This window comes from Edaphobacter lichenicola (assembly GCF_014201315.1).
Lineage (GTDB): Bacteria > Acidobacteriota > Terriglobia > Terriglobales > Acidobacteriaceae > Edaphobacter > Edaphobacter lichenicola_B.
Genome location: NZ_JACHDY010000002.1, coordinates 453,644 through 478,705, shown reverse-complemented (window position 1 = coordinate 478,705; position 25,062 = coordinate 453,644). Strand labels below are relative to the sequence as shown.

The following is a 25,062-nucleotide window of genomic DNA, read 5'->3' as shown; positions in this document are numbered from 1 at the left end:
TTTGCATCTTATCGTTTAGCTTCCTAATAGATTGCGCGGAGACGGAAACGAACTATGTGGACCATCTTTTTGCTGATTGGCTCGAATATCTTTATGACCTTTGCCTGGTATGGGCACCTGAAGTTCAAGGAGGTGCCGTTGTGGAAGGTGATTGTGGTGAGCTGGGGCATCGCCTTCTTTGAGTACTGCCTGCAGGTGCCGGCCAACCGGATCGGGTCGAAGAGCTTCAGTCCGGATCAGCTCAAGGTGATTCAGGAGGTGATTACGCTGACGGTGTTCGGCGTGTTTTCGACCTTTTACTTCGGCGACAAGCTGCATTGGAACCACTTTGCGGCGTTCGGCTGCCTGATCGCCGGTGCGTTTTTTATGTTTCACAAGTTTTAACGCGGAAGTGCGCCCTGCGCGGGCGGCGGTCACTTCGCGACTCGTATACCCCTTCGGTTGGTCCTCCCGTTGGTCGGGAAGGAAGATGGTTCGCGACCATCGGGAGCGCCTGGCGAAGCGATTACACATCACGAAGTGATCGCCCCGCGCGCAGCGGGCCCGTCCGGCAGGACACGTACCGAGAAGCTGCCAGATCCCGGCATGACCCCTCCCCCCTCCCCCCCATATTACAAAGGCGTAACTTCTTTAGATGGAGAGGTTTACAGAGGGGGTATTACTCGTAAAACATTCCATTCAAAGGACTTACTTGCAGAATACTGTTTCTAAACGGGTTATGCCGAAAAAGGCAAATGCAGGGACCCTTCCCCCTCGGCCCAGGGTCAGGATGACAACCTTATTTTGCCTCTGTACTCAGTATAGAGAGTTGGGTCTAACTCATACGCCACGGCTATCTCCAAGAATAGAAATGAGTTAGATGGTTTGGGGGCTTGACAGACAGTTTTTGGGTGAAATTTGGGGGCGAGTCACACAGGAAGTACGGGGGTCTCTCCACTGCGGCGGCAAAGTGCGCCGCCTTCGGTCGAGATGACGTACGTTTTTGTTGGGTCAAGGAGAACAAGGCGAACAGGCAAAAAGAATGGTAATGATAGCCGGTGGTGATGGTGTTTTGCTGGTTATCTGGTGGTGTGTTGTGTGGTGGGATTTTTTTGCGTTGGGACTAGTGAGGGCTACTTGTCGGGTTCTTCGAAGAGGGAAGGGGTTTCCGCGAAGAGCTCTTCGAGGAAACTGTCGCGGTCGTTGGTGAAGCGGCGGACGATTTGAAGGGGTGCGGTGTCTTCGTAGGAGATCTCGTGGAGATGGCCGTCGTCGAAGGAGAAGATCTGGGCGCCGGGATAGCCGAGCAGGACGGGGGAGTGGGTGGAGATGAGGAACTGGGCGTCTTTGTAGCGGCGCAGGGTGTCGTGGATGAGGATGAGGAAGGATAGTTGGCGCTGCGGGGAGAGGGCGGCTTCGGGTTCGTCGAGGAGGAAGAAGCCGTTGCGGGTGAACTTGTGCTCGAGGAGGGTGAAGAAGGTTTCGCCGTGAGAGCGGGTGTGAAGGCTCTGTCCTCCGTACGAGCGTAGGATCGGTGGGCCGAATCCCTCTTTGTCGAGTTCATCAATGTGTGTCGCGGTATTAAAGAAGCTCTCCGCTCGGAGAAAGAAGCCTGCTCCGGTGCGCTTGTCGAAGGAGAGGCGGAGTGCTCGCACGAGGCTGTCTGTGGAGTGGTTGTGTTCTGTGGTGTCGTGGCGGATGCTGCGGTTGCCGCCCTCGGGGCCGAAGCCGTAGTGGGCGGCGATGGCTTCGAGGAGGGTGGATTTTCCGGTTCCGTTCTCTCCGGCGAAGAAGGCGATGCGTGAGTGGATTGATATCTCAGGCAGGGAGGCGATGGCGGGGACAGAGAAGGGGTAGGCGGTCCAGTCTTCCACTCGTTCGCGCAGGAGGATGATCTTTTTGAGCATGGGGTTGGATCGGGACTCTGAACCTCCAGCATACTGTCTGGCCTGAAGGAGGGTGTTGCACAAAAACGTGAGGGCGACGGAATCTACTGCGCGTTCCTATCCTGTCGACTCTCGCCAGCCGATAACCGTGGAAGAGATTCGATGTTTACCGCCCCGAAGTTACGCCGGTGTTATTCCACCAGGTCCAGACCTGGAACTATAACCAAGGAGCGCAGCAGAAGAAGACCAACGCGGAGCCGAAGACCTAAGTCGCTATCGGGCGTCGCTTACGCTGTTGGGGTGACGCGCGGCCAGTCCGGGTGTACTATTCACCCGTCGAATAGCCATGTAATCCCTTTCCCCGCAGTGGGACTTGTAGCAGATCGGAGCCTGCCTTGTTGAGAAAGATGTTTGCACTCGCCGCGACTGCTGACCCGGTAGGCGCCTGCCAGGAACGATGGCAGGAGTTCAAAGGTGTCCTGTTTCCGGCGGACAGCACAGCAATCGGCAAGTGTATGTTCTGTGGCCGCAAGATGGCCAAACAGAGGATGCATCGAGGTGCGGCAGGTTGGTTCTGCGATGAAGAAGAAGCTGACCAGTTCTACCGGGATGGCGTGATCTAGTTGGCGCGATTTGCGGGAGCCTGCCGTGTTGAGAGCCATGTCCATCCGAGATCCTTCGACACTCCGGGACGAAAGGCGACCTCAGCGTCTAGAGCCGCAATGCAACCAAGCCTCTTGCGGCACGGCTGAAGCCGCGCCCTTGAGCAAAACAGACTTTTGAGCAGCCTCGTGAGCCACTTGCTCAGGATGATGGCCTCGTGGGGTGCTCAGGGATTGTTACGGATCCGAAAAAGCAGATTCCTCCACCCCATTACGGAATGACAAGCAAGCCATGCGGAACGGCATGAGAATCAGGCTTCAAAAATATGTTGGTTGGGGAGTTTTAGTCGGCGACCATTAGTTCGCCTGGAACGATGGGGCGGGTGCGGGGGAGAGCGCCTCGGTAGGCGGCGAAGCCCAGGAGGAGGAGAGAGCAGACGAAGATGGCTAGTTTGGTGAGGCTGGCTGCGCGGGTTTCGGGGAGGGTCTTCCAGAAGGCGAGGAGAAGCGCCTGCGAGATGGTGACGGCCCAGACGGAGCCGTAGAAGTAGCGGCGCTCTGTGCCTTCGCCTTTGGTGGAGGGCCGGACGCGCGGCAGTACGCCTATCGTGCCTAAGAGCAGGATGGTTCCGCAGAGAGGGAAGTAAGCGTAGTGGTAGATCTGCTGCATGTACCAGTGGCCGGTGGCTGCAGCGAGGAGGAGTCCGCTCAGGTTGAGGAGGGCGAAGGTGAGGACGGCGCTCCAGGCGAAGGTGTAGCAGACGCGGCGATAGAGGGGGTTGGGTTTGTCCTCGTCGAAGCGGAGGATGTAGGGGCGCGGCTCGGAGCCGGGGAGGCTGCCGCGGAGGGCGGCGATGCCGGTGCCGATCAGGACGGCGATGAGCCATGCGAGGTTGCCGCGTCCGAAGCCGTGGGCGAAGAGGGAGAAGGTCAGCGGGCCGGGGGCGAGGAAGAAGACCCAGATCCAGATGGGCCAGTGGGCGAGCCGGTAGAGTGCGGTGTTGCGTTCGCGTATCTTTCGCTGCTGAGCATATTCGACCTTGCCGCTGTATTGCATAGGGCTGAGTTTCGCAGGGGGTTTGGGGGCGGGTCAATTCCCGGTTGATGGTTTATCTGCCGTGTTCTTCGAGGTACTTTTCGACCTCGAGGGCGGCCATGCAGCCGGAGCCGGCGGCGGTGATGGCCTGGCGGTAGCGGCGGTCCTGAATGTCTCCGCAGGCGAAGACGCCGGGGATGATCTCGCCGTTGAGGGTGGTGAAGACGTTGTTGCGCGTCTGGATGTAGCCCTCTGGATCGAGGTCGATCATACCGCGGAAGGCTTCGGCGTTGGGGATGTGGCCGATGGCGAGGAACATGAAGGCGACGGGCAGAACATACTGCTCGCCGGAGAGCTGGTTTTTGACGCGGAGGCCCTTGACGTCCTTCTCGTCTACGCCGAGGACCTCTTCGACGACGGTGCTGGAGAGGAAGCGGATGTTGGGGTGAGCCATGGCGCGGTCGAGCATGATCTTGGAGGCGCGGAACTTCTCGCTGCGGTTGAGGATGGTGACCTTGGAGGCGAAGCGGGTGAGGAAGAGAGCCTCTTCCATGGCGGTGTCGCCGCCGCCGATGACGGCGATCTCTTTGCCTGAGGCGAAGAAGCCGTCGCAGGTGGCGCAGGAGGTGACGCCGTGGCCGATGAGGGCCTGCTCGGAGGGGAGATTCAGCCAGCGGGCGCTGGCACCGGAGGCGATGATGAGGGTGCGGGTGTGGATGGTCTCCTTGCCGAGGTTGAGGGCGAAGGGACGTTTGGTGAGGTCGATGGAGCTGAGGTGGGCGAGGCGGAGTTCGGCTCCGAAGCGGATGGACTGCTTCTTCATGTTCTCGATGAGCTCGGGGCCCTGGACGCCCTCGGGCCAGCCGGGAAAGTTTTCAACCAGGGTGGTGATGGAGAGCTGGCCGCCGGGCTCGTGTCCTTCGAGGACGAGCGGCTTGAGGTTGGCGCGCGCGGTGTAGATGGCAGCGGTGAGTCCGGCGCAGCCTGAACCGAGGATGACAGTGTCGTGCGTTATGTTTTCGGGCATATAAGCTCCACTAGTGTAAATGCGCCACGGACGGAAAAGATGCAAAGCGGGGTTTTTGGCGGGATTAGTGAAACAATTGAGACTATGGCAAACCTGACCCTTGTGTATGGAATGAGGCTGTTACCTGCGGATGAGATCGCATCGGTGGGCGAGGCGCCCGTAACCCTGAAGAACGGCAACGAGGCACATGTGACGCTGCATGTGCTGGAGGGCAGCCGGGAGGAGATCGAGGCGCAACTGCGGATGAGCATCGACGCGTTCTTCGACTTCTACCCGGAGATCTAACTGCGGGGTGGCGCAGTGTCCGAAAACAGGACACCCGTTCGTAACGTGACTCTCCTGACGAAGAACAGGGAGAGGGCGGAGGGACGGGATGGTCTGCATGGCTGGAATGCTGCGAGTTTTTTTTCGGCTGCGCGCCCTTGCGGTGGCTGCGCTGCTGGCGGCTTCGATGGCCTGGGGTGAGACGGCGTCCTCTGCAGGATCGCAGACCGTTACAGATGTGCTGCACGAGATGTCGGACCGGGCAGGCGTCATCTTCATGGGGCAGGTGCTGGCGGTGCGTCTTCCCGGCGGTGCCGGGCCGGCGTCGGGGATCGTCGAGGTCGACTTTCGCGTCGATCGGGCGATTCTTGGGTGCAGAGCCGGCGAACCTTATGTTTTGCGGGAGTGGGGCGGACTTTGGGCCGGCGGCGGTCAGCGATATCGCGTGGGGCAGCGCTTGTTGATGCTGCTGCATGCTCCGAGCGCGGGTGGGATGAGTTCGCCGGTTGGGGGACTTGATGGAGCGATCCCGATTCGCCAGAGCGCGGCGGCGGGTCCAGTGGTGGCGGGTTCAGGGACGACGGGTGCCGTGGCGGAGAATGCCGTAGCGGAGAGTGCCGTAGCGGAGAGTGCGGGGGGTCCGCCTTCGTTGCCGTTTGTCGACCTTCGCTGGCTGGGCGCGAGGTTGCGGCGGACGGTCTCTTACCGCAGCGAGCCGGTTGAGCACGCGAATACCTTCTCTCAGCTGGGTACGACCGAGCGGCAGGCCGGGCAGGTGGTCGCGGCGGGATCGGGCGCCAGCGAGGTGTCGATGGTTCTGCCGCTGGGGTACACCAGTGCGGCGGATGCGTCGGTCCCCGCGCAGCAGGCCTCGGTGGATGCGGTGCTGGGGCTGTTGACCTCGTGGCAGAAGGCGCAGCATGTCACGCCCTGACGCCAGCTCACGAACTAGATCCGGGATACGACTGCAAGCGCTTTGCACACTGGCGATCTTCTGGTTCGCGAGTGCGGCGACGGTTTGGGCCGGAGGGCCGCGCTGGGTGACTGGGCCACCGTACTTTACGACGTCCGGGGTTCCTGTGGTCTGGTACACGAAGCAGCCGCTTTATTTCACGGACCCCGGCGATTTGAGCTCGAGTGTGAACCACGCGGCTGCGGATGCTCTTGTGGCTGCTGCGGCGGGGGTGTGGAATGTTCCGACGGCGAGCCTGGTGCTGGCGCAGGGCGGTGCTCTGGATGAGCATGTGAGCGGAGCCAATGCTTTTCTTGGGGCGAATGGGCCGATCTTTCCGGCGGATGTCGAGAGCGGCAACTACCTGGCCAAGCAGATTGCCGTGATCTACGACAGTGATGGTTCGATCACGGATCTTTTGCTGGGCAATGGAGCGAGCGACCCTTCGGGATGTCGGCAGAATGGAGTGACCGAGAGCGTCGATTCGATTGTGCCGACTGGATTCATTCAGCACGCGATTCTCATCCTCAATGGCCGGTGCACCGGGCCTGCTCCTCAGCAGCAGATGCAGTTGCAGTATCAGTTGATGCGGGCGTTTGGCCGCGTGCTTGGCCTGGGGTGGTCGCAGACCAATGACAACGTCTTTACCGACAGCCCGCAACCTACTGCCAACCAGGCGCTGTACTGGCCGGTGATGCATCCGATCGATATCATCTGCGGCCCATACACCTACCAGTGCATGCCGCAGCCGTTTACCTTGCGGCCGGATGACCTGTCGGCCCTGGCGGAACTTTACTTTATCGCTCAAGGGCAGGCGGGTCCGGGGAAGATGGATAGCCTGCTGAATGCGAATGAGCTTAACGGTCATCTGAACTTTCCCGGCGTAGAGGGGATGCAGGGGGTGAACGTAGTCGTACGTCGTTGGGCGCAGTTCACCTTGCCGTCGAAGATCGAAGACTGGTATGTCGCCTCTGGAGTCTCGGGTTCGTTCTATCGTCAATCGAATGGCAACCCGGTCACGGGTAAGGATTCGTCGATGGCAGGGAGTCAGGGGACCCAGGACTCCTGGTACCAGGGGTATACCTTGATTCAACGAATACCGATGCTTCCCGGCAGCTGGCAGCAACTGATTCTAGAGACCGAACCTGTCAATCCGCTGTATACGGGGCAATACGCGGTGGGACCTTACATCGCCAATACCGTGGCGCCCTCTGGCTCGGACCCGGTGCTTACTGAAGGACTCTACGGCAGCTACACGCAAGCGTATTTTGATTGGGCGACCGACAATCCAGTGACCGCCTGCAACTCTGGCGCGGACGGAACGGAGGCTGCACCCGCGGCAGTGCCGGCGCAGGGATGGTGGCAGGATCAGCTTTGCGGGTATGGGCACTCTGCCTGGTCTTCGCTCTCGGTCAAAGCCAATCGCTCGTTGACCGTTGAGGTGACGGCGGAGGATGAGCAGGGGTTCGCAAGCAGCGTAAAGGCGATGCCGGTGATTGGCGTATGGAACGCGACCGATGCGCTGGGCTCTCTGCCTGGGGTTGCCGGTACGGAAGAGGCCTTCAACGGCGAGAGTAACGGCATGACCACACTGGGGACCTCCTTTACGCAACCGGATCAGTTACGAATAGCGATCGCCGATCAGCGCGGAGACGGACGGCCTGACTTCAACTATAGAGCTCGCGTGCTCTACGCAGACTCGTTGAGCCCGGCCACGGTCAGTGCGGCGGGAGGGACGGTCACAATCACCGGGATGGGCTTTCGCACGGGGAATACGGTCACGGTGAATGGGGTTGCGGCCACGGTTTCGAGCTGGACTGCAAACACGATTGTGGCTACGGCGCCTTCGATTCATGCTCTGGGCTCGACGACCGCGCTGGTGGCTGATGTGGTGGTGACGGATCTGTCAACCGGGGGGACGACGGTGATGACGCAGGCGCTGAGCTATTCTGCGCCGGTGCCTGTGCTCAGCCTGGTGAGTGCGCCGTCGGGCCAGGTGGAGGTTGGGGTGAGTGCTGCGACGCCGTTTGTGGTGAGGGTGCTGGACGGCGATGGGGCGACTCCAGTGATGGGCGAGGCTGTCACGTTTACTGCGACCGTCGGCACGGTGCAGTTCGCCGCTTGTGGCGCGGCCAGTTGCACCGTCTACACGGACGCGAACGGCATGGCATCGACGCTGGTGACTCCGCTGAGCGCGGGTGCGATTACGCTGCAGGCGGCCGGAGTCGATGGCACGGCGGTTGCTTCCTTCACGGCGGCGGCGCGGGTGCAGACGGCGACCGCGGTGCAGGCGATGGAGTACATTGCGGCGGCCGCAACCTTTGCATGGACGCCACAGATCAGCGTGAGCGATAACTTTGCCTCGACGGCAGGGGTGGCGGTTGGCTGGCAGACGACTTCGGGTGCGGTCTCGGTGGCGCCGGCCAGCTCTGCGGTGAACTCGCAGGGGATCGCGCAGACAGTTGCGACGGCTGGTCCGTTGACGGCGGGTGCTGAGGCGACGCTGTCTGGCTGCGCGTGGACGAACGTCTGTGCTTCGTTTACTACGGTGGGCGTGGACCTTGCGGACCTGCGCGTGATCGTGGTGAGCGGAGCCAATCAGAGTGTCTCGGCGAATGGAACGATCGCGCCGGTGGTTCTGCAGGTTACGGATACGGCGTCTCATCTTGTTGGGGGCGCGGTGGTTCAGATCTTTGAGACTGTGAACGCCTGGCAACCGGCGTGTCCGGGCCGGGGCCGTTGTCCGATCGCGCCTGTGCTTGCCTCCTCGCAGTCTTCTGCTGTCTCGGACGCGAATGGTTTGTTGACGGTTGTTCCGCAGCAGATCGTGGGCATCGCCGAGACGACGAACCTCGCTGCGGGTGTGGGTACACAGGGCTTTCTTTCGCTTGCCTTGCAGAAGCAGCCTTGATTTTTTCTTCCCCCCGCTTTTCTGTAACTCCTTTTGTGGGAAGATCGTCGAAGGAAGCAGGAAATTCTGGAAACGCCGAACGGCTCAATTCGGCATCAGATAAGGGACATATCACACCGAGGAGCCTGAACGATGGCGGTATCAGCAGCAACAGGAAGCGGACCTGCACGAAAGCGAGTCGTGATTGTGGGTGGTGGCTTTGGCGGGGTCAATGCGGTGACGGCTCTGGGCAAACTTCCGGTCGACGTTACTCTGGTGGACCGCAGAAACTATCATCTGTTTCAGCCTCTGCTGTACCAGGTGGCGTTGGCGGTGCTCTCTCCGGCAGACATTGCGCAGCCGATTCGCTCGCTCGTGCGAGATCATCCGAATGTCGATGTGCTGATGGATGAGGCTGTCGGCTTTGATCTGGTACAGCGTCGTGTTTTTCTGAAGACTGGCGTGCAGCTTGAGTACGACTACCTGATTCTTGCGACGGGCTCGACGCACTCTTACTTCGGCAGGGACGACTGGGCCAAGCTTGCGCCGGGACTGAAGACGGTCGAAGATGCGACGGAGATTCGCCGGCGGGTGCTGCTGGCCTTTGAGCTGGCGGAGCGGCAGATGATGGAGAAGGGAACACATCCAGCTTTGAACTTCGTGATCATCGGCGGCGGCCCGACCGGGGTGGAACTTGCCGGCGCTATCAGCGACATTGCGCAGCTTTACATGACGCGGGATTTTCGTCACATCGATCCTTCGATGGCGCAGGTTCTTATTCTTGAGGGCGGACCGCATATTCTTACGGCCTATCCGGAAGATCTGCAGCAGAAGGCTCTGCAGCAGCTTGCCGAGCTAAAGGTGAAGGTGCGCACGGGCGCTCACGTCAGCGATGTGCAGCCCGGCTATGTGATGGTCGGCGAAGAACGCATCGACGCGGTGGTGACGCTGTGGGCGGCGGGAGTGCAGGCCTCGCCGCTGGGCAAGATGCTGGGCGTTGAGACCGACAAGCGCGGTGCGGTGTTTGTGGATGGGCATCTGAATCCGCCGGGGCATCCGGAGATCTTTATCTGTGGCGATCTGGCTCACTTCGAGCAGGACGGCAAGCAGGTGCCCGGTGTGGCGCAGCCCGCGATGCAGATGGGCCGTTATGCCGCCCAGCGTATCGGCCGGCTGGTGGCCGCAGACCTGGGCAGCGATGGAAGCGGCAGGGACGAGCAGTTTCGCTACTTCGATAAAGGGGATATGGCTACGATCGGGCGCAAGGCGGCGGTGGCCAATATCGAATGGCCATTCAAGGCCCACTGGAGCGGCTTTCCGGCGTGGATGACTTGGCTGGTGGTTCATATCTTCTTTCTCATCGGCTTTCGCAATCGGCTTAGCGTCTTCCGGCAGTGGGCGTGGACGTATCTGACGTTCAGCGATGGTGCGAGGCTGATCACGGGCTCGCAGGAGCTGCCGGGGTGGAACTCGCAGGAGGACCTTGTTGGCGTTACTGCGAAGCCGCTGGATATGAACTCGCCTAAGACCTGAGCGGGCTGCGGAAATGGAAAGAGCCGCGCGGTGGCGGCTCTTTTCGGTAAAGGTGGAGTCGTTGTTATTTTGCGGAGTCTTGGATCTCTTTCCACTCGGCGGCGGACAGCTTTACATCGGCTGCGGCTACGTTCTCTTCGAGATGCTGTACCGAAGTCGTGCCTGGGATGGGTAGCATGACCGGGGAACGGTGGAGCAGCCATGCCAGTGAAAGCTGCGAGACCGTCGCGTGGTGTCGCTTTGCGGCGGCGTCGAGCTTGCCGCCGGGCTGAGCGAGTTTGCCCGCCGCTACTGGGAACCAGGGGATGAAGGCGAGCTTGTGTTTGGTGCAGTACTCGACGACGTCTTCGTGCTGACGATCGCCAATGTTGTACTGGTTCTGCACGCTGACGATCTCAACGACCTTGCGAGCCTGGTCGATCTCGTGAGGCTTTACTTCGCTCAGGCCGATGTGGCGGATCTTGCCCTGCTCCTGGAGTTTTTTGATTGCGCCGAGGGACTCTTCGACGGGCACCTTCGGGTCGATGCGGTGCAGTTGCCAGAGGTCGATGCGGTCGACTTTCAACCTGCGCAGGCTCATTTCAACCTGCTGGGTCAGATACTCGGGACGTCCTACCGGCAGCCACTGGTTCGGTCCCTGCCTGGTCAAGCCGCCTTTGGTTGCGATGACGACGCCCTTCGCGTAGGGAGACAATGCTTCTCCGATAAGCTGCTCGCTCACTTCAGGGCCGTAGGCATCTGCGGTGTCGATGAAGTTGATGCCGAGCTCGACGGCGTGTCGCAGGACTTTTTTTGCGCCTTCGACATCTTTGGGCGCGCCCCAGATTCCGTCGCCGGTGATGCGCATCGCGCCGTATCCCATGCGGTGGACCGGGAGGTCTCCGCCGATCGAAAACGTTCCGCTTGCTTTCGCGTTTACTGTTGAAGTAGCCATACCCTATCGGATGCTGGGTACAGGGCAAAGGTGCATGGTCTCGCCCTCTGCGAGAATTTTTATCTTTCCTTTAATGCCCAACCGTTCCCCTTCTGCTTCGAGCCTTTGCAGGGGCTCCTCCATCGGCTCCCGCCCCAAACGGAAGGTGCCGTAGTGCATCGGCACCATTTGCTCTGCGCCCAGTTCAACGAAGCCGCGTACTGCCTCCTCCGGGCTGGTGTGAACCGAGCGGTAGGTGTCGGGAAAGTAGGCGCCGATGGGAAGGAGGGCGACTTTGGGTTTAAGTTTTGCGCCGATCTCGCTGAATCCATCGAAGTAGGCGGTGTCGCCGGAGTGATAGACGGACTGGCCGCCGCCTTCGACGACGTATCCGCCGTAGCCGCGGTGGGTGTCGCGAAACATCCTCGCTCCCCAATGCTTGCAGGGAGTCATCGTAACTTTGAGGCCCTGCACCTCGATCAGCTCCCACCATGCCAGGCCGTGGATTTTGGAGAAGCCTAGTCGTTCGACCAGATCCTCGACGCCGCGGGGCACTACGACCTCGGGGGTCTGGCCAGTCAGCCTGCGTGTTGCGCGAATGACGCGGCGGAGGGATGCCATATCGAGATGGTCCATGTGCGCGTGCGTTAGAAGGACGATGTCGATGGGGGGGAGCTCCTCGACCATGACGCCGGGATGCCGTTGCCGGCGGAGTACGATCAGGCGCTTTGAAAAGACCGGATCAACGAGCAGCTTTCGTCCGTGAACCTGCAGGAGAAAGGAGGAGTGCCCGATGAAGGTGACTCCAAGCTCGTCTGGTTTTACCAACTGAACTGGCCGGGGAGTTCCCGTCATCGGCTGCTCGTGGCTCTCGCGCACTAACCGCCAGAGCTGCTCCATCTTTCTCACCGCAAACGGCCGGCCTCGCCATGTTCTATGCATTCATCTCACCAATAAATAGATGCTCCGACGTGATGTTATGCACTATGAGCCGGTGGAAAACAAGGTTTCAGCGGCTACCTCTTCGGGCAGGCGCAGCATCTACCTTGCCAGAACGCCCGTTGTAAACGCCTCGTTATGTTGCGTCAACGAGCGAATCAAGGGCGAAGGGAGCGCCGCCATTCCTTCCGAGGGACCAACACACGATCCGGCTCACGGCACTCGCGTAGAGCGGCGCATCTGGGATCTTGTGTCGCGTTCTCCGCTCCACTCCCTGTGGAATCTTGAGGGGATTCCGGTCAGGGTGGTTGCGAAGCATACCTGGAATGCTTTCTTTGACGATAATCTCGTCGGACGTGCGGCGGAGTTAGGTTTTTACTTCCTCTTCGCGCTCTTTCCCAGTCTCGTGACTGCGACGGCGCTGCTTGGGCTCGCCGCCCGTTCCGCCTCGCATATCTACTACTCTCTGCTGGGGTATCTTTCGATCGTTCTGCCGCACGATGCGATGGGGATGGTGCTTGAGACCTTTAACCAGACGACCGCCGCTGCGACCAGCGGGAAGCTTACCTTCGGCCTGGTTGCGGCGATATGGAGCGCGTCTGTCGGGTTCTCCGCGATTCAGGATTCATTGAATGTTGTTTACCGCGTCAAAGAGACTCGATCGTATTTTGCCGCAAGGTTCTCCGCGATTGGCGTCACCATTCTGCTGATGGGTCTGGTTACACTGATGCTGGCCTCGCTGCTGGGTGCGGACTTCTTCGCTCGGCTCGCCCATCTACGGATCTACGATCACTTTGTGGCGGCGCTGGCGGCGGTTACGGTGCGAGGGCTTGGCTGGGTGCTCGCCGCTGTTCTGCTGTCGATCTTCTTTGCGGTCATCTATTACTTCGCGCCGGATGTGAAACGGAGCCAGTGGCATTGGCTTACTCCAGGTGCGGCCATCGGTATCGTAGGGTGGGCACTGGCTTCGATTGGTCTACGACTGTATGTTCATCTTTTCAATAACTATTCGGTCACCTACGGCTCGCTCGGCGCGGTGATTATTCTGCTTACGTGGTTTTATCTGACGGGCCTGATGTTGCTGCTGGGGGCTGAGATCAACAGCGAAATAGAAGCCGCCGCCGCGGCGAAGCGTCTGCTCGTGCTGGAGCAAAACGATCTCGCGGCGGCGACGGCTTCTGCGATGCAAGTGCCGGATTCAAGTGCTCCGAAGCCTGCAGCTTGATTCAAGCGGACCTTACTTCGTCGCAGGTTTCAGGATATCGTTCAGTCGATCGGGGACCGACGGGACGCGCTCCAGCGTGGGATAACGTTCGCCTTCGTGATAGTCGAGCTTGACTACCTTGTAGTAGCCAGTGTTCAAGGTGATCAGCTCGGCTGCCGGGCCGGAGTCCTTCGCATCGTGTATCGCGGCCTTGAGCACATCAGGGGTGTAGGCGCGACCGTTGACGGCGACGATCTTCATCCCTGGTCCAATGCCGCTCTTGTCGGCGACTCCACCCTTGAGGACATCGGACACATTGCCGGCCTTGTTTGCGTGCAGGCCGATGGAGTACCAGAAGTTGAAGGATTCGGACTGCTGGTCTTCGAGCGTGCTCCACGCGTTGGGCTTGTCGGTGTAGGTGAGTTTGTAGCCTCCATTTTCGAGGCCGCCGAGCGGCGCGTGGTAGGAGTTTGAATCGAGGCGAGTGCGCAGGAAGGTTGCCCAGTCGTTCGCGACGACGCTGTTGAGGCCTGCGACAACATCGTCAAAGGTATAGGGAACGACCTTGGGTGCTGTGTCTCCGCCGAGGCCGTGGAACTTCGCGACGAAATCGTCGATGGTTTTTTTGCCGTTGGTCATCTTGCGAATCGTGGTGTCGACGTCGAGCCAGACGAGTTCGCCCTCGTCGTAGTAGTCGACGCTGAGACGCCAGTTGTCCCATCCGCCACCTGTGGAGTAGAGAATCTGGGCGGCGGTTGCGGTGTCCTGAATGTCGCGCCAGGTGCGGCCGGGGCGGTTGTCGTACTCGGCGGCGATGGTGGAGAGCCGCTGCTTGTATTGCTCGGGGGTCCAGATGCCGCAGCGCGCGGCGAGGACGTCGCCGAGGTACTCAGTCAATCCTTCGTAGACCCAGAGGAGGTCGCCCTCCATCGGCTTCTGGTAGTTGCTGGTGGCGAGGCCTGCGGGGCGGCGGTACTTGCCGTTCCAGCTATGGGTGAACTCGTGCGGCAGCAGCAGGCCGTCGAGCACGAACTCGCGATCGTCGGTGAAGGTAGTTGCCATGACACGGTCGTCGCTGGACTGATGATGCTCAAGGCCGAAGTGTGCGACCTCGTCGCTAAGTGTGACGAGGAAGTGATAGGAGCCGTAGTGGCGGGACTTATAGAGAGCGCCGGTCTCGCGCACCAGCTTGTCGAAGTCGGCGATGTGCTCCTTCGAAAGGTTGAGCTGCTCGGGGCCGTCGGCGGCCATGTCGAGGTAGTGCTTCGGCGAGATCTCGGGAGCGAGGGGGATCTCGCGGAAGTAGCGGCCGGCGAGGACGGGGGAGTCGATCAGTTGCTCGAGGCTGACGGTCTTGAAGGTTGAGGTCTGGCCTGAGCCGCCATCTTTGTCCAACGCGGTTCCGAGGTTCCAGCCACCTGGCAGTTTTACGGATGGAGTGAACATGACCTGGCTTGCGTCGGTGTCGGCAGGGTAGACCAGCAGCGTGTTCCAGCTGAGGAGCGCGAGGTTTTCGCTGGTCGATCCGCCTGCGGAGAATCCCGAGAGAGCGGAGGAGGCAAGGAAGTCGATCTTCATCTCAAGCTGCGTGACGCCCTGCGGTACGGTGAGGTGATAGGCGAACATATCCACCTTGTCGCGCTCCCACTTTACGGGCTGGCCGTTGGCGGTGATGAAGAATCCGGCCATGTTTTCGATGGGGCCGGTGGGGCCGTGCTCGCCCGGAATCCACTTGGGATAGACGACGGTCAGCGGCCCGGCGGTCACCGGCATGACCTCGGTTGCGTGAAGGATCTTTCGGGGAGCGTCTGTCAGATCGACACTCAAGGTAATCGGCGCGGTCTGCGCACCTGCTACTAAAGTGCTCACCGTTGCGGCCAGAGCTGCTCCGGCACACTTCTTCCACCAACTCATCATTTGTTTCGCCTCTCCGCGCTGCTGTTGTTGTAACGGGAATAAGTCTAACGCGTCGAAATCTGAACTGCTTTTCTCTGGGGAAGGAACTTGGCGTAACAGAGGATTTTGAGGTTAGGATTGTGCACACAGGAGAACTCATGCTCTCGAAGATTTCGGTCGCTCTGGCGGCCACTGCACTTTTGTTCGCCGCGATCCGGCTTCCCGCACAACAGGCGGTTCAGCCGCTTCAATCGATGCCTTACTCGCCATCGCTCGACCTTTCCAGCCTGGACCGGAGCGCGGACCCTTGCACTGACTTTTATAAGTTCTCCTGCGGTGGGTGGGAGAAGAAGAATCCTATCCCCGCGGACCAGTCTGGCTGGAGCGTCTACGCAAAGCTCGGCAACGAGAACGAGCAGTTTCTCTGGGGGATTCTCGAGGCGGATGCGAAGGCTGCGAATCGCGACGCTGTGCAACAGAAGGTCGGCGACTACTTTGCCGCCTGCATGAATACCTCGGCGATCGATGCACTTGGCGTGAAGCCTGCGCTGCCGGGCCTGGCACGCATCGATGCCCTGAAGACACGGCCCGAGCTGGTGGCGGCGATCAGCTCGCTGCACCATGAGTATGAGGGGAGTTTTTTCTTCAACTCCGGCACGGATCAGGATGCGATTGACTCTTCGGTTGAGATCGTGGCGCTTGGAGCAGGTGGACTCGGTCTGCCCGATCGCGATTACTACCTGAAGACGGACGATAAGAGCGTGAAGCTGCGCGCGCAGTATGTTGCCTACATCCAGAAGCTGCTTACGCTGGGCGGCGAGTCTGCGGAGCAGGCAAAGTTCGACGCGGATGCGACTCTTCGCGTTGAGACGGCGCTGGCCAAAGCTTCGCTTACGAGGGTGGACCGACGCGATCCGCATAAGACGTATCACATGATGACAATTGGCGAGCTGAGCAAGATCGCGCCTGCCTTCGATTGGCCTCACTACTTTGAGATACAGGGAGCGCCCGGGGTCGCGAAGCTGAACGTCGCGCAGCCGGAGTTTATGAAAGCAGTGCAGACGGAGGTTTCGACCGAATCCGTCGAGGCGCTTCGCGGGTATCTGCGACTTCACTTTCTGACAGCCGCCGCGCCGTACCTTGCTCACCCGCTGGAGCAGGCCGACTTTGATTTTTATTCGACAACGCTGCGCGGTGTTCCTGCGATGCCGCCGCGCTGGAAGACCTGCACGCGTGGAGTGGACCGGGACCTGGGTGAAGCGCTGGGCCAGGAGTTCGTCAAACGCACGTTCTCTGCCGACACCAAAGCCAAGACGCAGCTGATGACGGAGCAGATCGAGACCGCCATGAAGCAGGAGATCGAGAACCTGGACTGGATGAGCCCCGCAACCAAACAGGAGGCTCTGCGCAAGCTGCACGTGATTCGCAATAAGATCGGATACCCGGACCAGTGGCGCGACTACACTACGCTCGAGATAAAGCCCGACGACTACGTTGGCAATGTCGTGCGCTCCTATCGCTTCGAAGACGCACGCCAATGGCACAAGCTGGGCAAGCCGGTGGACCTGAACGAGTGGGGCATGACGCCGCCGACCGTCAATGCCTACTTCAACCCGCAGATGAACGATATCAATTTTCCTGCGGGCGTTCTGCAGCCGCCGCTCTACGATACGAAGCTGGATGATGCACCGAACTATGGGAACACCGGCGCGACGATTGGCCACGAACTCACGCACGCCTTCGATGACGAGGGGCGGCAGTTCGACGACAAGGGGAATCTTCGCGACTGGTGGACGCCTGCCGATGCCAAGGGCTTTGAGGATCGCATCAACTGCATTCGCGATCAGTACGCACAGTACATCGTTGTGGACGATATTCACATCAACTCGAAGCTGACCAGCGGCGAAGACGTGGCCGACCTGGGCGGGACGCTGCTCGCTTATATTGCGTGGAAGAAACAGACAGCCGCGCAACAACTAGCGAGCGTGGACGGATTTACTTCGGATCAGCGGTTCTTTGTTGGTATGGCGCAATGGGCTTGCGAGAACGAGCGCCCGGAGGTACTGCGGGTTCGTGCGATCACCGACCCCCACTCGCCTGGGTATGCGCGCATCAACGGCGTGGTCTCGAATATGCCTGAGTTTCAGAAGGCCTTCAGTTGTAAGGCCGGCCAGCCTATGGTGCACGCGCCTACCTGCAGGGTCTGGTAGGAGCTTCCTGTCGCCGATGGCTTCGCGATGGCTAATGCGAGGCCACGGTGCGGGAATTGGCTGCCAGACAGTACACTGACCTAACCTAATGAATCTCTACGCGATCGTTCTATCAGTTATTGTCGTGACCCTGCTCACGGTTTCGCTCACGCGTCTTGGCAAGGTGAAGACCAAGGCTGACTACCTTGTGGCGGGCCGCTCGTTGCCCGCCTTCGTGCTGGTCTTTACGTTGTTGTCGAGCTGGATCGGCTCGGGGTCGCTGCTCGGTGGGGCGGAGAATGCCTATAAACACGGGTTCGCGGCGCTTTGGCAAGGCGGCGGCGGCTGGGCGGGCCTGCTGCTGATCTACTTCATCGCGCCACGCGCCAGAAAGTTCGCACAGTTCACCATTCCCGATCTGCTGGAGGCTCGGTATAACCAGGCGGCCCGGGTTCTTGGGGTCATTGCGATTCTCTTCTGCTATACCGCTGTGACCAGCTACCAGTTTGTTGGCGGCGGCGATATTCTGCACCTGATCTTTCCGGACCTGATTACCCCCGACTTTGGGAAGTACATTATTGCTGCGTTCGTCATCGTCTTTACTGCGATTGCCGGTATGGCTTCGGTCGCGTATATGGATGTTGCGATCGGCCTTCTCGCTACCTTTACGATGCTTATCGCGTTACCTATCCTCGTGCATCACGCGGGTGGTTGGTCGGCGATCCATGCAAGCCTTCCTGCCACACACTTTCAGGTGCTGGGAGACCTGACGTTTATTCAGGGGCTTGAACTGTTCCTTCCCACCTGCCTGCTGCTGCTTGGGAATCAGTCGATGTATCAGAAGTTTTTCTCTGCCAAGTCGGAGAAGGATGCCACGCGTGCGGTTGTGGGCTGGATTATCGGCACCGTCGTCCTGGAGACTGTTATCGTCGCGCTCGCGGTCACCGGCTCGAGTCTTTTTGCCAGCGGGGAGGTTCATGCGCGCCCCCGCGAGATTCTTGCTTACCTTGGGCTCCACGGTTTCTCCGGTTCGGCGCCGCTTCGCCTGCTGGGGGCGCTGCTGATGGGAGCCATCTTCGCGAAGATTATCTCCACGGCGAACAACTGGCTCTTTTCGCCGTCGACCAACCTGGTCAACGACATCTACCTCCGCTATATCAATCCGCAGGCTTCGAACACAAAGACTCTCGCCGTCTCTCGTCTGATGGTGGTTCTGCTCGGTCTGTGGGCGCTCTACCAGTCGCTCCATATCGAGTCGGTACTGAAGAAGTCGCTCTACGCCTACACAATCTATGGCGCGGCTCTGACGCCGGTCATCCTGGCCACCTTCTACTGGAGACGCGCGACGGCAGCGGGTGCGGTGGCCAGTATTGCAGTGGGCACCTTCGTTACGGTCTTCTGGGATACGGGCTTCGTCCACACGCACCTTCCGGCGGTGGTCAGCGAACGGGACGCGATTCTTCCGGCGCTGGTCGCCTCGCTGCTGTGTCTGATCGCTGTCAGCCTGTTGACGAGCCCACCGACGGAGAAGCAGCTCCAACCCTTCTCCGAGGCCTGACGGCGGTTCGTTTGCGGTCTATTAATGACGGTGATCGATACTTATTCCTAGACTTCCAGCTAAAACGCAGTTCCTTCCATCAAGCCCTGTCTCGATAGAAGAGCCAGATTCCACTCAACTTCAAATTCACCGAAAAGTGAATTTTCACACTCACTTTTTTCAGTCTGCTGCATCCTATCCCAGTACACATTTTCAACAGGAGATTTTTATGGCACTTGAGACCCTAACCTTCGACTTCAACGCAACCTTTTTCCCCCTGGGTCTGGATTTCATTGCCGCCTTTGAAGACAGCCCCCTTGATACGGCCGAACGGTACTCCACGTCCGAGTCCCTAAGCGTCGCAAAGAAAGCGCTCGACGAGGATGACGAGTTCGAGGACGATGATGACGACGAAGAGGAAGACAACGAAGAGGAGGATGAGTACGAGGATGATGACGAAGAAGATGAGGATGAAGATGAGGATGACGAGTACGAAGACGATGACGAGGATGATGAGGACGACGACGAAGAAGAAGACGAAGATGATGACGATGTAGACGAGCTTCAGGTTGGACGAAGACGTTAGCCTTGCCAGTCAAACCGGGTTCTTCTCGGACTTCTTAGCTTTGCTTCCAACTCCATCCTGCTGGTCTGCTTACCCACCTCAAGGCGTGTGGCAGTCCAGCGCCTTCCTTGATCGTTAAAGTTGCGGCCGGCATTCGGGAGCGGAGGTTAGTAGCCAGCCCCGGTTACGATGTTTTCCAACTCCTCGCCGGCCAGAAAACGTCTTACCTGCTGTGCTCCGAAGCGGAACGCTCGATGGATGAACTCGGGGGTGGAGCCGCCTACATGCGGCGTAATCATGCAGTTTGGCGCCGACCAGAGAGGGTGGCCTGCCGGGAGGGGCTCCGGGTCCGTCACGTCGAGAACTGCCCGCACCCGATGCTTTTCGAGCGCCTCCACTAAAGCGTCCGTCACCACGACGGGGCCTCGCGCGGCGTTGACGAGAAGAGCGCCGCGCTTCATCAGACCAATCTCTGTTGCTCCAATCAACCGATGCGTCTCCGGGGTGAGAGGCACGATGAGCACCACCACGTCGGCCTGCGGCAGGAGACGGCGCAACTCCGTAACGGCGAAGATCTCCGGCTCTTTGCGGGGGCTGCGAGCGACGCGCATGATCTTTACGTCGAACGGTCTCAGACGAGCCTCAATCGCCGCACCGATCGAGCCGTAACCGACGATCAGCACGGTCTTTCCGGCGAGGTCGTCTCCGAGGACCTGGTACTGTCCTACCTGGGCGCCGCCTTCGCTCAAAAATCCGTCCATTACGGAAGCCTGACCTTTCCACTCCTGACGTAGCTGCGAGTCGCGATAGCGCGGAAATCGCTTCAGGGACGTGAGAATCGCGGTCAGGACCCACTCCGAGGCCGACACGTCGTGAACTCCGCGCCCATCGCAGAGCACGATCTCTTTTGGCAGCCACGGCGCAATCCAGTCCACGCCCGCCATCATCGATTGCACGACCTTTACGCCGCGCAGATGGGAGAAGGTCTGCTGGGCATCTTTACGCGCGAAGACAAGAATCCAGAAGTCGACTTCCAGAGTCGACGATGGTTTGCGGGGAATCCGCACAATCTCTACTTCGCGCGGAAGATCTACAAGCAACTGCGGAGCAAGGTTCTCATCGACGCCGACACGCACCATTCCATCAGTGTGCCTGAAGGTCAGGCCGGAGAGAAAGACGGGCTGAGGCAAAAGACGCGGCCTTGTAGGGCGGGTGTGAGTTTGACGCTGGGCGATGCATGCCCTGTTATCCTAGGGGCACCTTCAAAAAGGCATAAGCCCCGCTGCAGGATCTCCCCTTTCGATAGATATTTGAGGAAATTATGGCTGTACTAATCGACGCCATCGACGTGAAACGCAAGATGTTCTTCGAGTTTGAAAACGTTCCGTTCTGCTGCCTGGAGGCGGAGATCTCGACTCCGACGGCTCGGGGCGGCCAGACGCTCGTTCGTCTGAGGATGCGCAACATGCTTACACGCGCAGTCTTCGATAAGACGTTCAAGGCCAGCGACAAGTTCAAGGAGCCGGATCTGCAGACGGTTGGGGCATCGTATCTCTACAGCGATGGAGATGGCTCGTACTTTCTGGACCAGGAGAGCTTTGAGACTCTCTCCCTCAGCGATGAGATGGTAGGGGACGCGCTCGACATGCTGGTGGAGGGGGTTCTGATTCAGATCGACAAATATAACGGCAACCCAATCGGGCTGCAGTTGCCGGTTCAGGTGGAACTGTCTGTCACTTACACCGAACCGGGCGTTCGCGGCGACACTTCGAGTGGAAGCGTGACCAAGCCGGCCAAACTGGAGACAGGCGTGGAGATTCGCGTACCGTTGTTCATCAAAGAAGGTGAAAAGATCAAGGTGAACACAGAGACGCGAGAGTTCGCCGGGCGGGCCTGACTCGTCGGAGCGCTGTTGGAGAGTGAAAGGATCACTCGAAGAGGTTGATGGGCGGCTGACTTGCCTAAGTTCTCCTTTCGGCACAAGATGTTAGGGAACATCTTGCCGGACGCAATCCCAAGGGGGATTCGTGGAGCGCTGGGATCAGCATTCGCCGCCGATTAAAGAAATCGATGTGCTTTGGATCGCAGCGGGGTTAGGTTGCGACGGAGACACGATCGCGATGACCGCGGCGACTCAGCCCAGCATTGAGGATGTGGTTCTGGGAGGCATCCCCTGGATTCCCAAGGTGAACTTCCATAACCCTTTTCTGGCCACTGAGGTTGGCGACGATTTCCTGCGCCGTTTCCACCTTGCCGCAGAGGGCAAGCTGGAGCCCTTCATCCTCGTGATTGAAGGCTCGATTCCGAATGAGAAGAATAAGCCGGAGGGGTACTGGGCGTCGCTGGGCACCGACGCGACGACTGGGCAGCCAATTACAACGTGCGAGTGGATCGACCGGCTGGCTCCCCATGCCTGGGCGGTGATTGCGGTAGGAACCTGCGCGACCTACGGGGGAATTCATGCGATGGCGGGCAATCCAACCGGGTGCATGGGGCTTCCTGACTATCTGGGATGGCAGTGGAAATCCAAGGCTGCAGTCCCGATCGTCTGTGTTCCGGGCTGTCCTGTCCAGCCGGACAACTTTATGGAGACTCTGCTGTATCTGCTTTACATGGCTACTGGCCATGCCCCTATAATTCCCCTCGATGAGCAGTTGCGCCCCACCTGGCTGTTTGGCAACACGGTGCATGAAGGTTGCGATCGGGGCGGGTACTATGAGCAGGCGCAATTTGCTGAGCAGTACGGCTCACCGTTGTGCATCGTAAAGCTGGGTTGCTGGGGGCCGGTGGTTCAGTGCAACGTCGGCAAGCGCGGATGGATGAGCGGGATTGGCGGCTGCCCCAATGTGGGAGGCATCTGCATCGGGTGCACGATGCCAGGATTTCCGGATAAATTTATGCCATTTATGGACCAGCCGCCCGGATCGCTTCTCTCTTCAGCAGCCGTACAGACCTATGGACGGGCGATTCATGCGCTGCGTAAATTCACTCAGGCATCGCTGAACAAGGTGCCGAGCTGGCGGCAGCAAGGTACTTCACCGGGCCAACACTGACAACCAAGCGCCCTGCGGAACGGAGCGAAGAATGGCTTCACTTGCACAAGCCGACTGGGAAGACCGAAGGGCTGGCGTTGAAGAGATCGCGCTGCTGCCAGACCTGAGCGAGGCGGAGGCGGTTCTGCTCGAGTTGGCTAATCTGTTCGGGGGCAGCATACAAACTTCACCCTCCGAGAGCGAGCAGCCAAAGGGAGCCACATCAACACAGAATCCCGAGGCTCACACTTCGAGCCTCGAAGCGAAATACCGCGCTCTGTTGGAACAGATTCCTGCAGTGGTCTTTATGGTCTATCTGGATCGCGGCATCAGCGAGGCCTACGTCAGCCCACAGATTGAGGAGTCGCTTGGGTACTCACGAGACGAGTGGCTGGAAGATCCTATCCGTTGGTATGAACACATTCATCCGGACGACAAGCAGCGCTGGAGCCTGGAGGCCGCTGGCATGTTTCTCTCCGGCAAGCCGCTGCGGTCATCCTATCGTGTGGTCGCGCGGGACGGGCATGTGATCTGGTTCCACTGCGACGCGAAGATGATGCGCCGGCCAGACGGACAGCCATGGTTCATCCATGGCGTCGCCTTTGATATCTCCGATCTGAAGCATACGGAGGAGGCGCTGCACCAGGAGCGCAACGTAGTCTCTGCCATTCTTGACACCGTCGGGGCGCTGGTGGTCGTCCTCGATCCCGAGGGGCGCATTACGCGATTCAATCGAGCCTGTGAGCTGACGACCGGATATTCGCTGGAGGAGGTTCGCGGCAAACGCATCTGGGATTTTTTTCTCGTGCCTGAAGAGGTGGAACGCTTCAAGTCAATCTTCTCGCAGCTGAGCGCGGATCTGCTGCCGGAAGACTATCAAAGCTATTGGGTCACGCGGCATGGGACGAAGAGACTCATCGCCTGGTCAAGCACCATGTTGCCGGGTAACAATGGGACTCCCAACTACATCATCGCCACAGGAATCGATATCACCGAACGTGAGCAATTGGAGAAAGCCCTGCTGAATATCAGCTCAAGAGAGCAACGACGCATCGGGCAGGATCTGCACGATGGGCTGGGACAGCATCTGACGGGCATCGCCTTTATGGCCAAGGTGCATGAGGCGAAGTTGACCGAAAAATGTGTAGCCGAGGCCAGCGATGCGGCCAAGATCGTGCGACTGGTGAACGAAGCGATTCACAAGACGCGAGAGCTGGCTAGAGGGCTGCTGCCGGTTGTCTCCGATGCGCATGGACTGATGTCGGCATTGCAGCTCTGGGCTGCGGAGGTAGAGGATATCTTCGGAATATCCTGTCGTTTCGACTGTGAGCCTGCTGTCCTGATCTACGACGACGCGATGGCCACTCATCTCTACCATATCGCTCAGGAGGCTGTGAACAATGCTCTCAAGCATGGGCATGCGTGTAAGATTCTGATTCGCCTGACCGCTGAGAACGAACGCGGCATGTTGGTGGTCAGCGATGACGGCGGTGGCATAGGCGAGATCCGTGGCAATAGTCATGGTATGGGACTTCACATCATGAACTACCGAGCGGGCATGATCGGCGGAACGCTTGAGGTTGCCCCTGAGCCGCCGCGTGGAACGACAGTGACCTGTATCTTCCCTCTCAAAGCCGGCAGGTAAACTATGGCCGCGACAAACATTCCGGAGCAATCGCATGCGGGCAAGAAAACTGTCTTCGTAGTCGACGATCATCCCCTTCTGCGTCAGGGACTGGCCCTGTTGATCAACCAGCAGCGAGATCTTGAAGTCTGCGGCGAGGCCGAAGAGGCGCAGGCTGCGATGCAGGCCATCTCTCAGAAGAGGCCCGACATCATGATCGTGGACATCTCGCTCAATGGTCCTGATGGGTTGGACTTGCTCAAGAACATCCGAGCATCCTATCCGGATTTACCGATACTGATTCTCTCTATGCACGATGAGGCTATCTATGCGGAGCGTGCCCTGCGTGCTCGTGCGAACGGCTACATCATGAAGCAGGAGGCAACGGAGAAGGTGCTGATTGCCGTGCGCCGCATTCTTGGCGGAGAGGTGTATCTGAGCGATCGCATGGCCAACAAGATGCTTCAACAGTACATTGGCGGCTCTCCGGCGGCGCTCCACTCTCGCATCTCCACGCTTTCGGATCGCGAGTTGGAGGTGTTCTGCCTGATCGGCGAGGGTCGCGGCACGCGTGAGATTGCCGAGGAGTTGCACCTCAGCGTCAAGACGGTGGAGACCTATCAGGCTCACCTCAAGGAAAAGCTTCGCCTGCACAGTGGGCGAGAGCTGATCCAGCATGCGATTCAGTGGAAGATCGACGAGAAGACGGATTGAGAGGTTGAGAGCGGTGAGCCGTCGAATTAGTTCTGTCAGGCTAGGCGGCGTTTTCGTTTAGGTCATTTCTTCTCAATATCCAAATCCAAAATGCTATTCGGATAGGAAAACGTTCTTGCGGATTAGGCATCAGGCAATCCCCTAGCCCACGCTAAGTAAGAAGTATGAGAAAGAAATAGGGTCAGTCCCGCTTGCGGGTTCTGCATGACAACCTCTCTACTGGCTACGCTTCGCCGATCGTCGGAGAGTTCCCCTTCAGGCGATTTGCACTTCAGGTTTG

At 59.3% G+C, this 25,062-nt stretch carries 21 protein-coding genes; 14 read left to right on the top strand and 7 right to left on the bottom strand.

Going from position 1 to position 25,062, the window contains the following annotated elements; all coding sequences use genetic code 11:
• The first annotated feature begins 54 nt into the window (after positions 1–54).
• The gene (locus tag HDF09_RS08285; protein ID WP_183764529.1) at positions 55–384 is read left to right on the top strand and encodes a DMT family protein; all 330 of its coding nucleotides are present in this window, start codon (positions 55–57) and stop codon (positions 382–384) included.
• 728 nt (positions 385–1,112) lie between these two features.
• Here the strand turns inward: HDF09_RS08285 and HDF09_RS08280 are convergent.
• Complete coding sequence (locus tag HDF09_RS08280; protein ID WP_183764527.1) at positions 1,113–1,886, bottom strand: AAA family ATPase; 774 nt, start codon at positions 1,884–1,886, stop codon at positions 1,113–1,115.
• Between the two features lie 377 nt (positions 1,887–2,263).
• Here HDF09_RS08280 and HDF09_RS08275 point away from each other — a divergent pair, with 377 nt between their 5' ends.
• On the top strand, positions 2,264–2,488 hold the full coding sequence (locus tag HDF09_RS08275; RefSeq protein ID WP_183764525.1) for a hypothetical protein: 225 nt from the start codon (positions 2,264–2,266) through the stop codon (positions 2,486–2,488).
• A gap of 322 nt (positions 2,489–2,810) precedes the next feature.
• Here HDF09_RS08275 and HDF09_RS08270 read toward each other — a convergent pair whose 3' ends face one another.
• Complete coding sequence (locus HDF09_RS08270) at positions 2,811–3,524, bottom strand: hypothetical protein (RefSeq protein ID WP_183764523.1); 714 nt, start codon at positions 3,522–3,524, stop codon at positions 2,811–2,813.
• Between the two features lie 52 nt (positions 3,525–3,576).
• Positions 3,577–4,530 carry a thioredoxin-disulfide reductase gene (trxB, locus tag HDF09_RS08265; RefSeq protein WP_183764521.1) on the bottom strand — a complete coding sequence of 318 codons (954 nt, stop codon included), beginning with the start codon at positions 4,528–4,530 and terminating at the stop codon, positions 3,577–3,579.
• A gap of 84 nt (positions 4,531–4,614) precedes the next feature.
• Here trxB and HDF09_RS08260 point away from each other — a divergent pair, with 84 nt between their 5' ends.
• From HDF09_RS08260 to HDF09_RS08245, 4 genes are all read left to right on the top strand, one after another.
• The gene (locus HDF09_RS08260; protein WP_179586134.1) at positions 4,615–4,815 is read left to right on the top strand and encodes an allantoinase; all 201 of its coding nucleotides are present in this window, start codon (positions 4,615–4,617) and stop codon (positions 4,813–4,815) included.
• An 88-nt stretch (positions 4,816–4,903) separates the two neighbouring features.
• Positions 4,904–5,728 carry a hypothetical protein gene (locus HDF09_RS08255; RefSeq protein ID WP_183764520.1) on the top strand — a complete coding sequence of 275 codons (825 nt, stop codon included), beginning with the start codon at positions 4,904–4,906 and terminating at the stop codon, positions 5,726–5,728.
• A complete protein-coding gene (locus HDF09_RS08250) occupies positions 5,715–8,657 on the top strand; it encodes an IPT/TIG domain-containing protein (protein ID WP_183764519.1) in 2,943 nt (980 codons plus the stop codon). The genes HDF09_RS08255 and HDF09_RS08250 overlap by 14 nt, the downstream gene beginning before the upstream one ends.
• 132 nt (positions 8,658–8,789) lie before the next feature.
• Positions 8,790–10,169 carry an NAD(P)/FAD-dependent oxidoreductase gene (locus tag HDF09_RS08245; RefSeq protein ID WP_183764518.1) on the top strand — a complete coding sequence of 460 codons (1,380 nt, stop codon included), beginning with the start codon at positions 8,790–8,792 and terminating at the stop codon, positions 10,167–10,169.
• A gap of 64 nt (positions 10,170–10,233) precedes the next feature.
• Here the strand turns inward: HDF09_RS08245 and HDF09_RS08240 are convergent, their stop codons facing one another.
• On the bottom strand, positions 10,234–11,103 hold the full coding sequence (locus HDF09_RS08240; protein WP_183764517.1) for an aldo/keto reductase: 870 nt from the start codon (positions 11,101–11,103) through the stop codon (positions 10,234–10,236).
• Positions 11,104–11,106: 3 nt separating this feature from the next.
• Positions 11,107–12,024, bottom strand: a complete 918-nt coding sequence (locus HDF09_RS08235; RefSeq protein ID WP_260181024.1) for an MBL fold metallo-hydrolase — start codon at positions 12,022–12,024, stop codon at positions 11,107–11,109.
• Between the two features lie 19 nt (positions 12,025–12,043).
• Here HDF09_RS08235 and HDF09_RS08230 point away from each other — a divergent pair, with 19 nt between their 5' ends.
• Positions 12,044–13,246, top strand: coding sequence for a YihY/virulence factor BrkB family protein (locus tag HDF09_RS08230; RefSeq protein WP_260181023.1), 1,203 nt, complete (start codon positions 12,044–12,046; stop codon positions 13,244–13,246).
• Positions 13,247–13,258: 12 nt separating this feature from the next.
• Here HDF09_RS08230 and HDF09_RS08225 read toward each other — a convergent pair whose 3' ends face one another.
• Positions 13,259–15,142, bottom strand: coding sequence for a M61 family metallopeptidase (locus HDF09_RS08225; RefSeq protein WP_260181022.1), 1,884 nt, complete (start codon positions 15,140–15,142; stop codon positions 13,259–13,261).
• A gap of 137 nt (positions 15,143–15,279) precedes the next feature.
• Between HDF09_RS08225 and HDF09_RS08220 the strand changes: the two genes are divergently transcribed.
• From HDF09_RS08220 to HDF09_RS08210, 3 genes are all read left to right on the top strand, one after another.
• Positions 15,280–17,331 carry a M13 family metallopeptidase gene (locus HDF09_RS08220; RefSeq protein WP_183764516.1) on the top strand — a complete coding sequence of 684 codons (2,052 nt, stop codon included), beginning with the start codon at positions 15,280–15,282 and terminating at the stop codon, positions 17,329–17,331.
• Between the two features lie 88 nt (positions 17,332–17,419).
• Positions 17,420–18,868, top strand: coding sequence for a sodium:solute symporter family protein (locus HDF09_RS08215; protein WP_183764515.1), 1,449 nt, complete (start codon positions 17,420–17,422; stop codon positions 18,866–18,868).
• A gap of 208 nt (positions 18,869–19,076) precedes the next feature.
• Positions 19,077–19,433 (top strand): hypothetical protein, encoded by a 357-nt coding sequence (locus tag HDF09_RS08210; protein ID WP_183764514.1) that lies wholly within the window; start codon positions 19,077–19,079, stop codon positions 19,431–19,433.
• A gap of 146 nt (positions 19,434–19,579) precedes the next feature.
• On the opposite strand, the gene HDF09_RS08205 is transcribed toward HDF09_RS08210, so the two are convergent.
• A complete protein-coding gene (locus tag HDF09_RS08205; RefSeq protein ID WP_260181021.1) occupies positions 19,580–20,602 on the bottom strand; it encodes a 2-hydroxyacid dehydrogenase in 1,023 nt (340 codons plus the stop codon).
• Between the two features lie 131 nt (positions 20,603–20,733).
• Here HDF09_RS08205 and efp point away from each other — a divergent pair, with 131 nt between their 5' ends.
• The 4 genes from efp (at position 20,734) to HDF09_RS08185 (ending at position 24,782) form a co-directional block, all read left to right on the top strand.
• Complete coding sequence (gene efp / locus HDF09_RS08200) at positions 20,734–21,309, top strand: elongation factor P (protein ID WP_183764511.1); 576 nt, start codon at positions 20,734–20,736, stop codon at positions 21,307–21,309.
• 130 nt (positions 21,310–21,439) lie between these two features.
• Positions 21,440–22,465: an NADH-quinone oxidoreductase subunit B family protein gene (locus HDF09_RS21095; protein WP_183764508.1), complete on the top strand. Its 1,026-nt coding sequence runs from the start codon at positions 21,440–21,442 to the stop codon at positions 22,463–22,465.
• A gap of 31 nt (positions 22,466–22,496) precedes the next feature.
• The gene (locus tag HDF09_RS08190) at positions 22,497–24,089 is read left to right on the top strand and encodes a PAS domain-containing sensor histidine kinase (RefSeq protein WP_183764503.1); all 1,593 of its coding nucleotides are present in this window, start codon (positions 22,497–22,499) and stop codon (positions 24,087–24,089) included.
• A gap of 3 nt (positions 24,090–24,092) precedes the next feature.
• Positions 24,093–24,782, top strand: coding sequence for a response regulator (locus HDF09_RS08185; protein ID WP_183764501.1), 690 nt, complete (start codon positions 24,093–24,095; stop codon positions 24,780–24,782).
• The last annotated feature ends 280 nt before the right edge of the window (positions 24,783–25,062 follow it).

Excerpts from the sequence above, each read along its gene's own strand:
- HDF09_RS08285 (WP_183764529.1), top strand. The coding sequence starts at position 55 with ATGTGGACCATCTTTTTGCTGATTGGCTCGAATATCTTTATGACCTTT.
- HDF09_RS08280 (WP_183764527.1), bottom strand. The coding sequence starts at position 1,886 with ATGCTCAAAAAGATCATCCTCCTGCGCGAACGAGTGGAAGACTGGACC.
- HDF09_RS08270 (WP_183764523.1), bottom strand. The coding sequence starts at position 3,524 with ATGCAATACAGCGGCAAGGTCGAATATGCTCAGCAGCGAAAGATACGC.
- trxB (WP_183764521.1), bottom strand. The coding sequence starts at position 4,530 with ATGCCCGAAAACATAACGCACGACACTGTCATCCTCGGTTCAGGCTGC.
- HDF09_RS08260 (WP_179586134.1), top strand. The coding sequence starts at position 4,615 with ATGGCAAACCTGACCCTTGTGTATGGAATGAGGCTGTTACCTGCGGAT.
- HDF09_RS08255 (WP_183764520.1), top strand. The coding sequence starts at position 4,904 with ATGGTCTGCATGGCTGGAATGCTGCGAGTTTTTTTTCGGCTGCGCGCC.
- HDF09_RS08250 (WP_183764519.1), top strand. The coding sequence starts at position 5,715 with ATGTCACGCCCTGACGCCAGCTCACGAACTAGATCCGGGATACGACTG.
- HDF09_RS08245 (WP_183764518.1), top strand. The coding sequence starts at position 8,790 with ATGGCGGTATCAGCAGCAACAGGAAGCGGACCTGCACGAAAGCGAGTC.
- HDF09_RS08240 (WP_183764517.1), bottom strand. The coding sequence starts at position 11,103 with ATGGCTACTTCAACAGTAAACGCGAAAGCAAGCGGAACGTTTTCGATC.
- HDF09_RS08235 (WP_260181024.1), bottom strand. The coding sequence starts at position 12,024 with ATGCATAGAACATGGCGAGGCCGGCCGTTTGCGGTGAGAAAGATGGAG.
- HDF09_RS08230 (WP_260181023.1), top strand. The coding sequence starts at position 12,044 with ATGCTCCGACGTGATGTTATGCACTATGAGCCGGTGGAAAACAAGGTT.
- HDF09_RS08225 (WP_260181022.1), bottom strand. The coding sequence starts at position 15,142 with ATGATGAGTTGGTGGAAGAAGTGTGCCGGAGCAGCTCTGGCCGCAACG.
- HDF09_RS08220 (WP_183764516.1), top strand. The coding sequence starts at position 15,280 with ATGCTCTCGAAGATTTCGGTCGCTCTGGCGGCCACTGCACTTTTGTTC.
- HDF09_RS08215 (WP_183764515.1), top strand. The coding sequence starts at position 17,420 with ATGAATCTCTACGCGATCGTTCTATCAGTTATTGTCGTGACCCTGCTC.
- HDF09_RS08210 (WP_183764514.1), top strand. The coding sequence starts at position 19,077 with ATGGCACTTGAGACCCTAACCTTCGACTTCAACGCAACCTTTTTCCCC.
- efp (WP_183764511.1), top strand. The coding sequence starts at position 20,734 with ATGGCTGTACTAATCGACGCCATCGACGTGAAACGCAAGATGTTCTTC.
- HDF09_RS08190 (WP_183764503.1), top strand. The coding sequence starts at position 22,497 with ATGGCTTCACTTGCACAAGCCGACTGGGAAGACCGAAGGGCTGGCGTT.
- HDF09_RS08185 (WP_183764501.1), top strand. The coding sequence starts at position 24,093 with ATGGCCGCGACAAACATTCCGGAGCAATCGCATGCGGGCAAGAAAACT.